Genomic DNA, 14,517 nt, shown 5'->3' with positions numbered 1-14,517 from the left:
CGCGTGGTGGAAGCGGCGCGCTGCCCGGCGCTGGTGCGCGGTGGCGGCAAAGGCGAGTTGGGTGCGGTACTGCAAAAAAGCGCGGCACTGATGGCGCAGGGTGCCAGCGGCATGGTGTATGGCCGCAACGTTTACCAGCACGATAACCCGTCACGCGTGGTGAAAGCGCTGATGGCGATTATTCATCAGGGAGCCAGCGGCCCGGATGCGCTGGAAATTTATCAGCAAGGTTAAGGGTTTGCACCACGGGTGAATACGGGTATAAACAATGTTCAACCCTCACCAGGATCAACATCGTGCAAATCACCCAGTTACCGTTTGGCATTACCCAGTGGGATCATATCGAGCCGGAAACGCATCACGGAGAACGCGGCTTTGCGCTTTGGCGTACGCAGCGTTTTAACGATATTCGCGTACGGATGGTGGAGTATTCGCCGGGTTATCTGGCCGATCACTGGTGCCTGAAAGGGCATATTTTGTTGTGTCTTGAAGGTGAGATGCTGACCGAGCTGGAGGATGGCCGCTGTTTTACCCTGACACCGGGTGTCAGTTATCAGGTCGCCGATAACGCCGAAGCGCATCGTTCATCAACGGAAACCGGTGCAAAGTTATTTATTGTCGATTAATCAATCGCGCCCTGTGTAGCGGCGCGATTCATCGCGCGATTTAAATCTTTACTGATGTTCCGCCAGTGAGTAAGCGGCGGTTAGATCCAGGCGTTGCCAGAAGGACTGCTCCGCGGTGGTACCTGATAACGGATACCCTGCTGGCAGTGCCGATTTCACCATCAGCGCACGACGTTGTGCGTCAGACAACTGCGGCAACGCCGCTTTCAGCAGCACCTCAGCCCCAGCTGGTACAGTCACCGCCACATTTTTACCCGCGGCTTTCGGCAGGTTGTAGCTCATGGTAAAGCGATAGAACTGCTTCATCTGCGGCGAGGTGTAAGGGTCATCCTGACCGGCACTGCGTGCGCACTCTGCCAGCGAGGTACCACACTCTTTCTCCAGCGCCGCACGCAGCTGATCGCGCGCCTCACTGAACAGCGCCTGGTAGCGCGTGTCGTTCAGGTAATTGGCAACGTTACGTTCGGCCACCATGCGTGAACCCATCACATCCAGCGGGTAATGCACGCCCAGCACCAGACGCGAATAACCATAACGCGCACCACGGGTGACCAGCGCTTCAAAGCGTTCCGGCACCATCTCGGCCATCAGCAAGGCATCGGTGTAACCGGTGTTGGTATGGCCACTCGGGAAAGAGCCGCCATCGGCGGTATACGGTTGATTATCTTTCACTACCGTATCATCCGGCACCAGATGGATGGTGTTGCCTTCATGCAGGAACGGGCGCGGATAGTTGAAATGCTTTTTCGCCGCGCCGGTGCTGACTTCGCTGGCCTTAATCAGTGCAGCAGCTTTGCCCAGTTCGCCCTTGTCATAGGCAGCCAGAAACGCTTTGCCCAGACGTGGACCCAGCGCATCGGCGAGGAAATAAAGATGGTTGATGCCTTCAGCATCGGCCAGCGCCTGATGACGCGTGCCCTGGGTGGCATTCAGATTGATGTTGGTGACAGTGGCGCGGTTGGCATCCAGCACGCTGGTCGGCAGAGCGCTAAAACCCGACAGCAGCGCGATGCCTGCCTGCTGATTGGCTTTGGTCTGGAAATCGTAACCTTTACTTTTCAGCCATGCGTAGTCAGCTTGCGTTGGTGACTGTTTGGCTTTTTCCAGCAGGTTACGCGTCAGCGCTGGGTTGTTACCCTGTAACGCAGCACGTTCAGCCTGCAACATCTGCTGTTCAAGATCGTTGTAACCTGCGTGAGCAGAACCAGTTGAAGTCTGGCTGGCGAGCGCGGCGGCGTCCGGCAGTGAGATCGCATGCGCCTGCTGCGCCAGCAGCAAAACGGTGGCCATCAGTGTATAGCGGGTTTTCATTATTTTCCCCTGTTATCAGAATATTACCTTGCCGGGGAAACACGCTAGCACCCTGATGTGACAGTTTTATTTCATTTAACGGCACTGGCTGGCACAGTTTTGTACGCAAATTTGTGCCAGCGAACCACATGCGCTGTCTTTATTGTTGTTGCATTGAGATTGCTGGATATAACAGTTCTGCTGGCAGGCAGAGACATCACATTTCGCTGCGGCGGGCGTCAGTTGCGGTAGCGGCGTTTTTTGCTGCGGCTGCCAGTTGGTTTGTGCTGCGACGCCCAGGCTGGTCAGCAGCAGCAACAGGATAGTCCACTTCATCGCCTTACCCTCGTGTGGTTGGTCAGAATCAGTATGGCACACGGCATATGGCACCGACCCGTAGCGGCGCGATTTATCGCGCAATTTTGAGTTCTGAGCAAAAAAAAAGCGCGATAAATCGCGCCGCTACACTATGCGCATAATGAAACTATTGATTCATACCTTACATGCTTATGCATCAATTTAGTGCACAGCAATGAACTATTGTTGTGCATACCATGCATATCTCCCAAAATGAAATTGATTAAAATCAATAAATATCAACCAATTGGTTCCTCAGCTGCTGGCATTTCCCTATTGGTACAAAAGTTGCAATCCTAATCCGTATTGCAAAGGAGACGATTATGAAAGCGATTGTGATTGGTGCTGGCATCGGCGGAATGAGCGCGGCGATTGCGCTGGAGAAAGAAGGTTTTAGTACGGTGGTGTTCGAAGCGGTGAAAGAGATGAAACCGGTCGGTGCCGCCATTTCCATCTGGCCCAATGGTGTGAAGTGCCTGAATGCCCTCGGCATGAAAGAATCACTACGTGCGCTGGGCGGTAATATGGCGTTTATGGCCTACAACGATGCCCACAGCGGCAGCACCCTGACTCGCTTCAGCATGTCACCGCTGGTACAGCAGGTGGGCGAATACCCCTATCCGGTCGCCCGTGCTGAACTCCAGGCGATGCTGATTGATACCTATGGCCGCTCACGCATCAACTTTGGTAAGCGCGTGACTCAGGTGGAACAAACCGCATCAGGCGTCACCGCCTGGTTTGATGATGGCAGCCAGCAAAGCGCCGATTTTCTCATCGCGGCTGACGGTACCCACTCGGTTATCCGGCATTATGTGCTGGGTGAAAACGTTGAACGCCGCTATGCCGGTTACGTTAACTGGAATGGCCTGGTGACCATCGATGAAAGCATCGCCCCGGCGGACCAGTGGACCACGTTTGTCGGTGAAGGCAAGCGCGTCTCGCTGATGCCCGTCAGCGACAACCGGTTCTACTTCTTCTTTGATGTCCCGTTGCCAAAGGGATTAGCGGAAGATCGCAGCACGTTGAAAAGCGACCTGAAAGGTTATTTTGCTGGCTGGGCCGAGCCGGTGCAGCGTCTGATCGACACCATCAACCCGGACACCACCAATCGCGTAGAAATCCACGATATCGAACCCTTCAGCCAGTTTGTCAAAGGCCGGGTAGCGCTGCTGGGTGATGCGGCGCACAGCACCACGCCGGATATTGGTCAGGGGGGATGCGCGGCAATGGAAGACGCCATTGTGCTGGCGCAGACGCTGGCGGCCCATTCGCTGGGGATAGAAGATGCGTTACTGCGTTATCAGGCGCGTCGCGTGGAACGTACTAAAGATTTAGTGCTGAAAGCGCGTAAGCGTTGTGATGTCACGCACGCGAAGGACGCGGCCATTACCGCCGCCTGGTATCAGGATCTGAAAAATGAAACCGGCGAGCGGGTGCTGGCCGGTATGTGCGACACCATCGAAGGTGGCCCGCTGGGGTAAGTGGCCTGGTCGGCATCAATGCCGACCTACTCCTGTAGGGTGCGCATTCATGCGCACCAGGTGGCGGTAGTTACGACAGCCCGCGATTCTCCAGCATCGGGCCGATTTCCGGCGCTTTGCCGCGCCATGCCAGCCACAGGTACTGCAAATCGGTGCTGTTGCCGCGTGACAGGATGTGTTCACGGAAGTGCTGACCATTTTCCCGCGTTAAGCCGCCCCTCTCCTCAAATGCCTGATAGCCATCATCGGCCAGCATCTGCGTCCAGATATAAGCATAATAACCCGCTGCATAGCCGCCGCCCCAGATATGGCGGAAATAGCTGGAACGGTAGCGCGGCGGGACGGTTGCCAGGGCGATATTTTCCGCCGCCAGCGCCTGCAATTCAAAATGGCTGACATCTTCGGGATTATCATGGGTGGTCAGCGAGTGCCATTGCATATCCAGCAACGCCGCTGCCAGCAGCTCCGTCATGTCGTAACCTTTATTGAACTTCGCCGCACGCACCATTTTCTCCCGCAGTTCAGCAGGCATCAGCTCGCCGCTCTGATAATGGCAGGCATAATTGGCGAAAACCTGCGGGTTGCTGGCCCAGTGTTCATTAATCTGCGACGGGAATTCGACAAAATCACGCGGTGTGGCGGTGCCAGACAGCGTGACATAACGCTGCGAAGCGAACAGACCATGCAGCGCATGACCAAACTCATGGAACAGGGTGATAACTTCATCCCAGCTCAGCAACGCTGGCTGACCCGTCGCCGGTTTAGTGTAATTACAGACGTTGTAAATGACGGGTTTGCTGCCCAGCAGTGTTGATTGATCGACAAAGTTGCTCATCCATGCGCCGCCGCTTTTGTTATCACGTTTAAAGAAATCGGTGTAGAACAGCGCCAGCGGCGTATCGTCCGCATCGAAAATCTCATATACGCGGACATCGGGATGATAAACCGGCAAATCATGGCGCTCACTAAAGCGAATGCCGAACAACTGGCTGGCTGACCAGAACACGCCTTTCTCCAGCACGTTTTCCAGCGCGAAGTACGGGCGAATCTGGCTTTCATCCAGCGCGTATTTATCTTTACGTACCTGCTCAGCGTAGAAGCTCCAGTCCCAGGCGCGCAGCGGGAAACTATGGTGCGACTGTTCAATGGCCTGCTGAATCTCTGCCGCTTCCCGCTCGGCCCGTCCACGGGCGGCAGGCACGATATTGCGCATAAAACTCAACGCCGCTTCCGGGGTCTTCGCCATCTGGTCCTGCAAACCCCACTCGGCGTAGGTTTTGAAGCCAAGCAGACTGGCCCGTTGCGCGCGCAGCTTTGCCATGCGCAGTACCAGCTCGCGGGTGTCGTTTTCATCGCCCAGCTCACAACGCGTCAGCGAACGCTGGAACAGTACCTCGCGTGTTGCACGTACGCTTAACGATTGCAGCACCGGTTGCTGGGTGGTGTTTTGCAACGGAATTAACCATTCGCCCGACAGGCCGCGTGCTTCGGCCGCCGCTTTGGCATGGGCCAGTTCCTCATCGCTGAGTCCGGCCAGCGCCGCCGGATTGCTGACGGTATACGCCCCCGTTTTGGTGGCGGCCAGCAGCCGATGACCAAACTTTGTACCGAGCGTGGCCAGCTCCTGATTACAGGCACGCAGCTGGTCTTTGTCAGCCTCATCCAGGCTGGCGCCCGCCAGCTGAAAATGTTGCCAGACCACTTCCACCAGGCGCATCGCTTCAGCATCCGGGCATTGCGTACCGCGGTGCTGATAAACGCTGTCGAGACGGGCAAACAGCTGGCTGTTCAGCGTGATTTCATCGTTCAGCGCCGTCAGCTGCGGAGTGATGATTTCATCCACTTCCTGCAGCAGTTCGCTGGTATTGGCGGAAGTCATGGCACCAAATACCAGATTGACCCGGCTCAGCAGTTGTCCGCTGCGCTCCAGCGCTTCATAGGTGTTTTCAAAGGTGGCAGGTTCCGGATTGCTGGCGATCGCCGCGACCTGCTGGCGTTTCTCTGCAATACCGGCTTCCAGCGCCGGGAGAAAGTCTGCTTCCTGAATAAGGTCAAACGGTGGGGTCTGGTACGGCAAGGTGCTGGCGGTGAAAAAAGGATTCGTTCTTGAATTCATTATCGCTCCTGATCATCAGCAACGCCGGAACAGGGCCCGGCGGGATGTCTCTATCCTGGCAGTTTCGCGCCGTCTCAACAACTCATCGTCTGACGCTGATAAACACTAATGATCTCTCCGGCCACCGCCACGGCAATTTCTGCTGGCAGCTTGCCCTTCACATCCGGTAAGCCGATCGGGCAACGCAGGCGGGCCAGGGTATTCGCTGCGATCCCTTTCCCCTCCAGCCGATAGCGAAAACGCTGCGCTTTGGTTTCCGAACCAATCACCCCGGCATAACAGAAATCGCCACGACGCAATATGGCTTCACTCAGCGCCAGGTCGAGCGGATGATGATGGGTCATCACCACGAAATAGCTGCCCGGCCGCGCTTCGGCTACACAGTCCACCGGCTCCTCCAGCTGCCGCACCGAGACGCCATCCGGCACTGTGCGGAACTGCGCTGCACGGCTATCAATCCAGGTGATGTGACAGGGTAACGTTGCCAGCAACTGTACCAGTGCCTGGCCGACATGCCCGGCACCGTATACCTGAATTTCGGGCTGCTGCTGCATCAGCGGCTCAAATAAAATCGTTGCCATGCCGCCACAACACTGCCCCAGCCGCGCACCCAGCGCAAATTCCTCGGTATGCGGCGTAGCACGCTGCTGTTGCAGCATCTCCCGTGCCTGGGCGAGGCATTGATATTCCAGATGACCGCCGCCAATGGTGAGAAAGCTGTCGCTGGCGGTGACCACCATTTTGCTGCCGCTGTCACGCGGCACCGAACCGTGCTCGCTGAGCACGGTCACCAGCACACAACTCTGCCGTTTTTCCCGCAGGCTATGCAGCACACTAATCCAGTCGTGGTAGATCATCATCCGCTCCAGAGAGGCGCTGGACGCCCCAGAAAACCCGTTCCGGTGTGGCAGGCGCATCCAGCAGTGGATGCTGACGATAATCCGCCACGCTGGCGATCGCATCCTGCAACGCGCACCACACGGCAATCCCCAGCATAAACGGCGGTTCGCCGACGGCTTTGGAGTGGAACACCGTCTGCTGGGGATTTTTGCGATTCTCCACCAGGGTGACGCGCAGATCCGCCGGGACATCGCTGACAGCCGGGATTTTGTAGCTGGCAGGTCCATCAGTCAGCAGTTTGCCCTGATCGTTCCACACCAGCTCCTCACAGGTCAGCCAGCCCATGCCCTGCACAAATCCCCCTTCCACCTGGCCAATATCAATCGCCGGATTCAGGGAGGCGCCCACGTCATGCAGGATATCGGCACGCAACAGGCGGTACTCGCCGGTGAAGGTATCCACCAGTACTTCGCAGCAGGCCGCGCCATAGGCGAAGTAGTAAAACGGCGTGCCACGACCGGCGTTGCGGTCGTAATGAATGCCTGGTACGCGATAGTAGCCAGTGGCAGAAAGCGGCACCTGATTCAGCCATGCCTGCTGGCAAACCTGGGCGAAGGTAAAATGCTGCTCTCCGACCCGGACGATGCCGTTGCTGAAATTCACCCGCTCCGGTCCGCACTGATGCAGTTTGCACAGCATTTCAGTTAAGCGATCGCGCAACGTCTGCGCCGCATCCTGGGCGGCTTTGCCGTTCAGATCGGCCCCACTGGAGGCGGCCGTCGGTGAGGTGTTGGGCACTTTACCGGTATCGGTGGCGGTGATCTGGATTTGGCTAATGTCGATTTGCAGCACTTCAGCGACGATCTGCGCCACTTTGGTATTCAGCCCCTGGCCCATTTCGGTGCCACCGTGATTCAACTGCACCGTGCCGTCGGTGTAAATCAAAATCAACGCCCCGGCCTGATTGAGGAAGCTGGAGGTGAATGAGATGCCAAATTTCACTGGCGTCAGTGCCAGCCCGCGTTTCATCACCCGATTGGCCGCATTGAACGCCTGAATTTCGCTGCGCCGCGCCGCGTAGTCGCTACTGTTTTCCAGCTGCGCGGTGATCTCATCCAGCAGATTATCTTCCACCTGCTGGTGATAATGGGTGACGTTACGATCCTGCTTACCGTAGTAGTTACGTTTGCGCAGTTCCAGCGGGTCGAGCTGCAACTCACGCGCGATGTGGTCCATGATTTGCTCAATCGCCACCATGCCCTGCGGACCACCGAAGCCACGATAGGCGGTATTTGACGCGATGTTGCGTACGGCAGCGGTAACCAGTAATCAGCGCATCGCCGAGGTAATAAGCATTATCGACATGGAACATGGCTCGATCGACTATCGATCCACTAAGATCGAGCGAATATCCACAATTTCCTGCCAGATCGATCTTCACCCCGCAGAAACGTCCTTCGTCATCGAAGCCGACGTCGTAACGCACATAAAAGGGATGACGCTTGCCGGTGATACGCATGTCATCACGTCGGGCGAGACGCATTTTCGCTGCCCGCCGGGTCTGGCGCGCGGCAATCGCACACAGGCAGGCCACTCCTGCTGCCTGCGTTTCTTTACCGCCAAATCCCCCACCCATGCGGCGCATATCGATGGTGACATTGTTCATGCTGATCCCCATCACTTCTGCCACCAGCTTCTGCACTTCGGTGGGGTTTTGTGTGGAGGAGAACACCTGCAAATTGGCATCCTCACCGGGGATCACCAGTGCCGTCTGGGTTTCGAGGTAAAAATGTTCCTGGCCACCAATATGAAAACTGCCCTGAATACGGTGTGGCGCGCGCGCCAATGCAGCATCGGCGTCACCGCGCTGATGGACATGAGGCTGCTGGACAAAATATCCCTGCTCCAGCGCCTCACAGACATCAAGGATCGCCGGTAACGGTTCATATTCGACGATAGCCGCCGCCACTCCGGCGCGTGCCGCTTCCGGGGACTCGGCGGCGACGGCAATCACCACCTGACCGAGGTACTCCACTTTATCCTGCGCCAGCAGCGGATCACCGGGTTCCAGCGGACCAACATCGTTGATGCCCGGCACATCACGCCAGGTCAAAACACTGACCACGCCTGGCACTGCGTAGCAGGGCTGCACATCGAGCCGGGTGATGCGCGCATGGGCATGCGGGCTGAGTAACGGGCACAGGTGCAGCAAACCGGGCAGCTCTGGTTTGTCGTCGATATACATCGCTTCGCCGGAAACGTGTTTATCGGCGCTTTCATGCTTACGGCTGCGCCCGACGCCAGTCTGGATACCGGCGTCAAACTGCGTCTTTAACAGGGTTTCATTCAATTGCGGGCGGTTATGAGACATAGCGCGTTACCTCGGCAATGGTAAGTTCACCACTGGCCTGCGCGTAGTAGCGCCGCAACAGATTACGCGCTACTTGCAGGCGATAACCCGCGCTGGCACGGAAGTCGCTCAGTGGCTGGAAATCATGGCTCAGGGCAGCACAGGCAGTTTCAATGGTGGCCAGATTAAAAGGCGCACCGGCGAGCGTAGCCTCAGCATGTAATGCACGTTTGGGTGTGGCTGCCATGCCACCAAAGGCCATACGCACACGCTGCACCGTACCGTTTTCCAGTTGGATATTGATGGCGGCAAAGATGGCGGAAATATCGTCATCCACGCGTTTTGACACTTTCCAGGCAACAAAATCAGGTGACACTGTCACACGGGGGATGATGATGGTGCGGATAAACTCGCCCGGTTGTAACACCGTCTGGCGATAACCGGTGAAAAACTGATCAAGCTCCACTTCACGACAATGCCCCCCCTGCTGTAATTCCAGCCGGGCGCTAAGCGCCAGCAGCATTGGCGCGGCATCGCCAATCGGTGAGGCATTACCGATATTGCCACCGAGCGTCCCCTGATTGCGGATTTGCAGTGAAGCGAAACGCTCCAGCATGGCACTGAATGCCGGAATGCGCGACGCCAGAAACTGATAACAATGATGCAGTGATGCCCCCGCGCCGAGACGCCAGCTTTCATCATCCTCAAGACAGGTCTTCAGCTCCGCTACCTGCTCCAGCGCGATTAACAGCGGGATACGCTGATATTGCTGGGTGATTTGTAAGCTGAGATCGGTGCCACCCGCCAGCAAACGCGCTTGCGGATGCTGCTGATACAACGCCGCCAGTTGCTCCACCGTTTTAGGGACAAAACACCGGCTACCATTGGCGTCAAGCACCTGCACTTCGTTGCTGACCAGCGCCTGTAAGCGCTGCACCAGACTGGCTTCGCTCTGGCTGAAGTTATCACTGGCTGGCTGTGCGCAGGCCTGCTGCGCCGCATCCATAATCGGTCGGTAGCCGGTGCAGCGACACAGATTCCCCGCCAGAGCCTGCTCCGCCTGATGCCGATCCCAGCCGTTACTGTTTTTCTGTAAGGTAAATAACGACATGACAAATCCCGGCGTGCAGTAGCCGCATTGTGAGCCGTGGCAATCAACCATCGCCTGCTGCACCGGGTGCAGATCGTTCCCCTGGCGCAGGTCTTCCACGGTGATCAACTGTTTTCCCTGCAAGCTGCTGACCAGCGTCAGGCAGCTGTTTACCGTTTCATAGTGCATATGGCCATCCACTACCTTGCCCAGCGTCACGGTACAGGCACCACAGTCGCCTGAGGCGCAGCCTTCTTTGGTGCCGCGTCGTTGCTGGTGATTACGCAGATAATTCAGCACGGTGAGATTGGGATCGAGGGCATGCTCGGTCACCAGACGGTTATTAAGCAGAAACTGAATCATGCAGCTTTCACCCCGCTTTCACGTTGCCAGACGGGCTGACCATTAACCCAGGTCTGGGCGATGTTGCGATCGTCACCCAGCGTCATCAGCACAAACAGTTTTTCCCAGATATCTTTGCTGTTGGCATAGCGCAGTTGCTGTAAAGCTGATACTGCCGGGTCGAGTACCACGAAATCCGCCTCTTTACCGGGATTGAAATTGCCGATGGCATGATCAAGATCGAGCGCATGCGCCCCACCCAGCGTTGCGTGGTAGAAGGCTTCACAGGCGCTGAGTTTGTAGCGTTGCAGCTGGCCAACTTTATAGGCTTCGCCCAGCGTCTGGAGCAGATTGAAGGTGGTACCAGCGCCGACATCAGTGCCAATCCCCATACGCACCCCCTGTTGCCAGCAGCGTTTGATGTTAAATAATCCGCTGCCGAGAAACAGGTTGGAGGTTGGACAAAAGGCTATCGACGAATCGGTGTCGTGCAGGCACTGCCATTCATGGTCTTCCAGATGCAGGCAGTGGGCAAACACGCTGCGTTTCCCGGTGAGCTGGTGCTGGTGATAGACATCAAGATAGCCTTCGTGCTCCGGGAATAACTCTTTCACCCAGGCAATTTCCTGCGGATTTTCGCTCAGGTGGGTATGCAGCCAGGTATCGGGAAATTCCGCACGCAGCTGGCTCACTTTTTCCAGCAACTGAGGCGATGATGTAGGAGCAAAACGCGGTGTCAGCGCATAACTTAACCGCCCGCGATTGTGCCAGCGCTTAATCAGGTCACGGGTTTGCAGGTAGCTGGCCTGCGGCGTTTCCGTCAGATAAGCCGGTGCGTTGCGATCCATCATCACCTTTCCAGCGATCAGGCGCATATTGAGTTGCTCCGCAGCGCTAAATAAGGCATCGACCGATTGTGGATGCACCGTTCCGAACACCAGCGCGGTAGTGGTGCCATTCGCCAGCAGCTGGTGTAGAAAAAATGCCGACATCTGCGCGGCGTGGTCGGGACAGTGATACTGGCTTTCTACCGGAAAGGTGTATTGATTCAGCCATTCCAGCAACTGCTCACCAAATGCGCCGATCATCTCGGTCTGTGGATAATGGATATGGGTGTCGATAAAACCCGGCACGATCAGTTTGCCACGCAGGTCGGTCAGGTTGGCGAGATTGATATGTGTCTGCGCAGTTTCCCAGCTTTCCAGGCTGACGACTTTGCCGTCGCGCAGCGTCAGTACCCCATCTTCGAGGTAACGTGCCTGATCGGCAATGGTGTCAGGCTGGCTAGCCAGGCCGGTAAAGTCAAAAAAGCTGGCCCGCAGCGTGGTTTCGGATGCAAAAGGCATAAAATGTTCCTTAATTGAGAAAGCACCTGGCTTTCTCTTTGTTATGGCAGGTGACGGCCTTTTATGCAGATTGCAAACAACATGCCAACGCAGATTTGTTATTTTTATTTTAATTTACAATGAGTTGCGTTTGTTTTCGTGTTTTTGTGTTGCGAACCCCAGGCAACCGAATGCGCAACCGGTTGCCTGGGGTCGCAATCGGTTGCGATTTAACAACTGGCCTTTTTGGTGCGATTGGCGTGAGAGTGACGTGTATCATCGTGGTGCAGACCTGCGCCATCATTGTGCATGACAAATTCAGTCACCGCTTTTCATGGGCAGAAAATCAGGGTTAATGCTAAGGTGTGGCCTGGAACCTGAAATTGTTTAAGGAACAGTGAGATGATTATTTTTGTTACCGGTGCGACCGCCGGTTTCGGTCAAAGTATCACCCGCCGCTTCATTGCTACCGGTCATAAAGTGATCGCCAGCGGACGCCGCGCTGAACGCCTGCAGGCACTGAAAGATGAACTGGGCGACAATCTGTATACCGTTCAGTTGGACGTGCGTAACCGCGCGGCCATCGAGGAGGCTATCGCCGCCCTGCCTGCCGAATGGCGCAATATTGATGTGCTGGTTAACAATGCCGGTCTGGCGTTAGGCGTAGAGCCAGCACACAAGGCCAATATTGAAGACTGGGAAAATATGATCGACACCAATAACAAAGGTTTGGTGTATATGACGCGCGCGTTGCTGCCAGCCATGGTGGAACGCAACGTCGGTCATATTATCAATATCGGCTCAATTGCCGGTAGCTGGCCGTACTTAGGGGGCAACGTTTATGGTGCGACCAAAGCCTTCGTGCGTCAGTTCAGCCTGAATCTGCGTACCGATTTGCACGGCACCGCGCTGCGTGTGACGGATATCGAACCAGGTCTGGTAGGCGGTACCGAGTTTTCCAATGTCCGTTTTAAAGGCGACGACGGCAAAGCGGATAAAGTGTATGAAGGCACCACCGCACTGACAGCCGAAGATGTCACCGAAGCGGTGTATTGGGTCGCGACGCTGCCGAAGCACGTCAATATCAATACGCTGGAGATGATGCCGGTGACACAAACACTGGCCGGTCTGAAGGTTCATAAAGAATAAATCGTCGCGGCGCGATTTATCGCGTCGCTACGCTTCACTACCCCAGCCAGCCACAATAATCAGCATGCCACTTAAGGCTATCAGGCCGCCTGCCCAGTCCCACGGGCTGAGTTTTACCCCATCAACCATCCGCAGCCAAATCAGCGCCGTCATCACATACACACCACCGTAGGCGGCATAGACGCGCCCACTTGCCGCCGGGTGTAACGTCAGCAACCAGACAAACAGCATCAGGCTGGCCGCAGCCGGTAGCAGCAGCCATGCCGTCGCCCCCTTCTTCAGCCACAGCCACGGCAGAAAGCAGCCAACAATTTCCGCGATGGCAGTGAAAAAGAACAACAGTGCGGTTTTAACCAGCATAAAAAGTCTCTCAGAAGTCTCAACAAATGCCTCACCGCTGGTGAGTAAAGAAGCAGCGATGATATACTAGCGACCATTGTTGTTACAGCCACCATCGCGGCTGTGCTGGCGTTAACTGAAGGAAAAGATGATGAAAAAACTGTTTCCCGCACTACTGGCTGCGGTACTGACCTCCAGCGTACTGCTGGCTGCCCCTATGGCTTCCGCGCAGACGGATAAGCTGATCATTGAAAACGGCAACAGCGCTGCCAGCAATGAGGCGGCACGTCAGAGTAAGGAACAATGGAATGACACCCGCAACCTGCGCAACAAGGTCAACACCCGCGTCGAAAAAGAGTTCGATAAAGCTGACAAAGCGTTTGATACCCGCGACTCCTGTGAAAAAAGCTATAACGTCAACGCCTACTGGGAACCTAATACCCTGCGCTGCCTGGATCGTCGCACCGGTCGCCCGGTCGCACCATAAGCCGCTGATGCTGCTATAGTCATCAAGGGAATAAAAACCAAAGGAGTGTGTGATGAATAAACGTGTAGCCGTTGTATTGTTGTCCCTGCTGGCATTGCCGATGCTGGCACAGGCCTCCTGTGAAAGCGTAAAAGCAGATATCAGCAAAAAAATCATCAGTAACGGCGTAGCCGAGTCAGATTTTACCCTGGATATCGTCGCGAACGATCAGGCCGACCAGGCAGGTGGCCAGGTTGTGGGCCATTGCGAAAACGACAGTCAGAAAATTGTCTACAAAAAGCTGAACCACGACGCCGACAGCAACGAACCCAATGCTGCGGGCAGCTCACAGGATTCATCTTCACAGTAAACATCCCCTGTAGCGGCGCGGCTTTTCACGCCGCTACTCATTCTCCGGTCGCTGATGCGGCATCAACCACGCAATCCACAGTGTCAGGCTGGCAATCAGCAGCGCCACCACAAACACCCATTGCAACGAACTGGCGATCTGGGCTATCCACTCCTGCAATGTTCCGTGTGGTAATGCCTGGCGGCTATCATGCGACATGATTTTTTGCATCGGATCGCTGGCCTGCGGCAGCCGTAGCATCAGGTTATAATTCAGCACCGCCCCCATCAGCGCCGTCCCAATCGCCGAACCCAGCATCCTGCTAAACATAATCGACGCGGTACAGATACCGCGAATCTCGTAATGCGCATGGTTTTGTACCGAAACCAGGAAGGTG

Annotated in this window: 12 protein-coding genes and 3 pseudogenes; 6 read left to right on the top strand and 9 right to left on the bottom strand. The window is 55.9% G+C overall.

The window, feature by feature from the left end:
* Together PW844_RS05450 and PW844_RS05445 are read left to right on the top strand one after the other, a co-directional pair.
* Positions 1 to 234 (top strand): annotated as a pseudogene (locus PW844_RS05450) (aldolase); the annotation flags it as partial.
* Positions 235 to 296: 62 nt separating this feature from the next.
* Positions 297 to 626 carry a DHCW motif cupin fold protein gene (locus PW844_RS05445; protein ID WP_299449252.1) on the top strand — a complete coding sequence of 110 codons (330 nt, stop codon included), beginning with the start codon at positions 297 to 299 and terminating at the stop codon, positions 624 to 626.
* A 48-nt stretch (positions 627 to 674) separates the two neighbouring features.
* Here PW844_RS05445 and PW844_RS05440 read toward each other — a convergent pair whose 3' ends face one another.
* Entirely contained in the window at positions 675 to 1,937 is a 1,263-nt protein-coding gene (locus tag PW844_RS05440; protein WP_299449250.1) for a phosphatase PAP2 family protein, read from the bottom strand.
* Positions 1,938 to 2,012: 75 nt separating this feature from the next.
* Positions 2,013 to 2,252: a hypothetical protein gene (locus tag PW844_RS05435; protein WP_208715096.1), complete on the bottom strand. Its 240-nt coding sequence runs from the start codon at positions 2,250 to 2,252 to the stop codon at positions 2,013 to 2,015.
* A 344-nt stretch (positions 2,253 to 2,596) separates the two neighbouring features.
* Here PW844_RS05435 and hpxO point away from each other — a divergent pair, with 344 nt between their 5' ends.
* Positions 2,597 to 3,754 (top strand): FAD-dependent urate hydroxylase HpxO, encoded by a 1,158-nt coding sequence (gene hpxO / locus PW844_RS05430; protein WP_299449245.1) that lies wholly within the window; start codon positions 2,597 to 2,599, stop codon positions 3,752 to 3,754.
* Positions 3,755 to 3,824: 70 nt separating this feature from the next.
* On the opposite strand, the gene dcp is transcribed toward hpxO, so the two are convergent.
* From dcp to guaD, 5 genes and pseudogenes are all read right to left on the bottom strand, one after another.
* Positions 3,825 to 5,870, bottom strand: coding sequence for a peptidyl-dipeptidase Dcp (dcp, locus tag PW844_RS05425; RefSeq protein WP_299449243.1), 2,046 nt, complete (start codon positions 5,868 to 5,870; stop codon positions 3,825 to 3,827).
* 74 nt (positions 5,871 to 5,944) lie between these two features.
* On the bottom strand, positions 5,945 to 6,727 hold the full coding sequence (gene xdhC / locus PW844_RS05420; protein ID WP_299449258.1) for a xanthine dehydrogenase accessory protein XdhC: 783 nt from the start codon (positions 6,725 to 6,727) through the stop codon (positions 5,945 to 5,947).
* Positions 6,705 to 9,081 (bottom strand): annotated as a pseudogene (xdhB, locus tag PW844_RS05415) (xanthine dehydrogenase molybdopterin binding subunit). Before xdhB ends, xdhC begins: the two are co-directional and overlap by 23 nt.
* Positions 9,071 to 10,513, bottom strand: coding sequence for a xanthine dehydrogenase small subunit (gene xdhA / locus PW844_RS05410; protein ID WP_299449241.1), 1,443 nt, complete (start codon positions 10,511 to 10,513; stop codon positions 9,071 to 9,073). The pseudogene xdhB and the gene xdhA overlap by 11 nt, the downstream one beginning before the upstream one ends.
* Complete coding sequence (guaD, locus tag PW844_RS05405; protein ID WP_299449239.1) at positions 10,510 to 11,838, bottom strand: guanine deaminase; 1,329 nt, start codon at positions 11,836 to 11,838, stop codon at positions 10,510 to 10,512. Before guaD ends, xdhA begins: the two co-directional genes overlap by 4 nt.
* A gap of 381 nt (positions 11,839 to 12,219) precedes the next feature.
* Between guaD and ydfG the strand changes: the two genes are divergently transcribed.
* A complete protein-coding gene (ydfG, locus tag PW844_RS05400) occupies positions 12,220 to 12,966 on the top strand; it encodes a bifunctional NADP-dependent 3-hydroxy acid dehydrogenase/3-hydroxypropionate dehydrogenase YdfG (RefSeq protein WP_084874878.1) in 747 nt (248 codons plus the stop codon).
* A 27-nt stretch (positions 12,967 to 12,993) separates the two neighbouring features.
* Here the strand turns inward: ydfG and PW844_RS05395 are convergent, their stop codons facing one another.
* The gene (locus PW844_RS05395) at positions 12,994 to 13,323 is read right to left on the bottom strand and encodes a YnfA family protein (protein ID WP_299449256.1); all 330 of its coding nucleotides are present in this window, start codon (positions 13,321 to 13,323) and stop codon (positions 12,994 to 12,996) included.
* Positions 13,324 to 13,456: 133 nt separating this feature from the next.
* Here PW844_RS05395 and PW844_RS05390 point away from each other — a divergent pair, with 133 nt between their 5' ends.
* Both PW844_RS05390 and PW844_RS05385 read left to right on the top strand, forming a co-directional pair.
* Positions 13,457 to 13,792 (top strand): DUF1283 family protein, encoded by a 336-nt coding sequence (locus tag PW844_RS05390; protein WP_299449254.1) that lies wholly within the window; start codon positions 13,457 to 13,459, stop codon positions 13,790 to 13,792.
* Between the two features lie 52 nt (positions 13,793 to 13,844).
* Complete coding sequence (locus tag PW844_RS05385) at positions 13,845 to 14,141, top strand: DUF1161 domain-containing protein (RefSeq protein WP_299449234.1); 297 nt, start codon at positions 13,845 to 13,847, stop codon at positions 14,139 to 14,141.
* A 33-nt stretch (positions 14,142 to 14,174) separates the two neighbouring features.
* Here the strand turns inward: PW844_RS05385 and PW844_RS05380 are convergent.
* A pseudogene (locus tag PW844_RS05380) lies at positions 14,175 to 14,517 on the bottom strand (MFS transporter); the annotation flags it as partial.

Origin of the sequence: Pantoea sp. (genome assembly GCF_028283705.1) — a bacterium.
Classification (GTDB): Bacteria; Pseudomonadota; Gammaproteobacteria; order Enterobacterales; family Enterobacteriaceae; genus Pantoea.
Note: the sequence above shows the minus strand (reverse complement) of the source record. Positions and strands in the feature narration are given on the sequence as shown.

What these genes read in the sequence shown, in the direction of transcription:
- PW844_RS05440 (WP_299449250.1), bottom strand. Translation starts at nt 1,937, where the DNA reads ATGAAAACCCGCTATACACTGATGGCCACCGTTTTGCTGCTGGCGCAG.
- PW844_RS05435 (WP_208715096.1), bottom strand. Translation starts at nt 2,252, where the DNA reads ATGAAGTGGACTATCCTGTTGCTGCTGCTGACCAGCCTGGGCGTCGCA.
- hpxO (WP_299449245.1), top strand. Translation starts at nt 2,597, where the DNA reads ATGAAAGCGATTGTGATTGGTGCTGGCATCGGCGGAATGAGCGCGGCG.
- dcp (WP_299449243.1), bottom strand. Translation starts at nt 5,870, where the DNA reads ATGAATTCAAGAACGAATCCTTTTTTCACCGCCAGCACCTTGCCGTAC.
- xdhC (WP_299449258.1), bottom strand. Translation starts at nt 6,727, where the DNA reads ATGATCTACCACGACTGGATTAGTGTGCTGCATAGCCTGCGGGAAAAA.
- xdhA (WP_299449241.1), bottom strand. Translation starts at nt 10,513, where the DNA reads ATGATTCAGTTTCTGCTTAATAACCGTCTGGTGACCGAGCATGCCCTC.
- guaD (WP_299449239.1), bottom strand. Translation starts at nt 11,838, where the DNA reads ATGCCTTTTGCATCCGAAACCACGCTGCGGGCCAGCTTTTTTGACTTT.
- ydfG (WP_084874878.1), top strand. Translation starts at nt 12,220, where the DNA reads ATGATTATTTTTGTTACCGGTGCGACCGCCGGTTTCGGTCAAAGTATC.
- PW844_RS05390 (WP_299449254.1), top strand. Translation starts at nt 13,457, where the DNA reads ATGAAAAAACTGTTTCCCGCACTACTGGCTGCGGTACTGACCTCCAGC.
- PW844_RS05385 (WP_299449234.1), top strand. Translation starts at nt 13,845, where the DNA reads ATGAATAAACGTGTAGCCGTTGTATTGTTGTCCCTGCTGGCATTGCCG.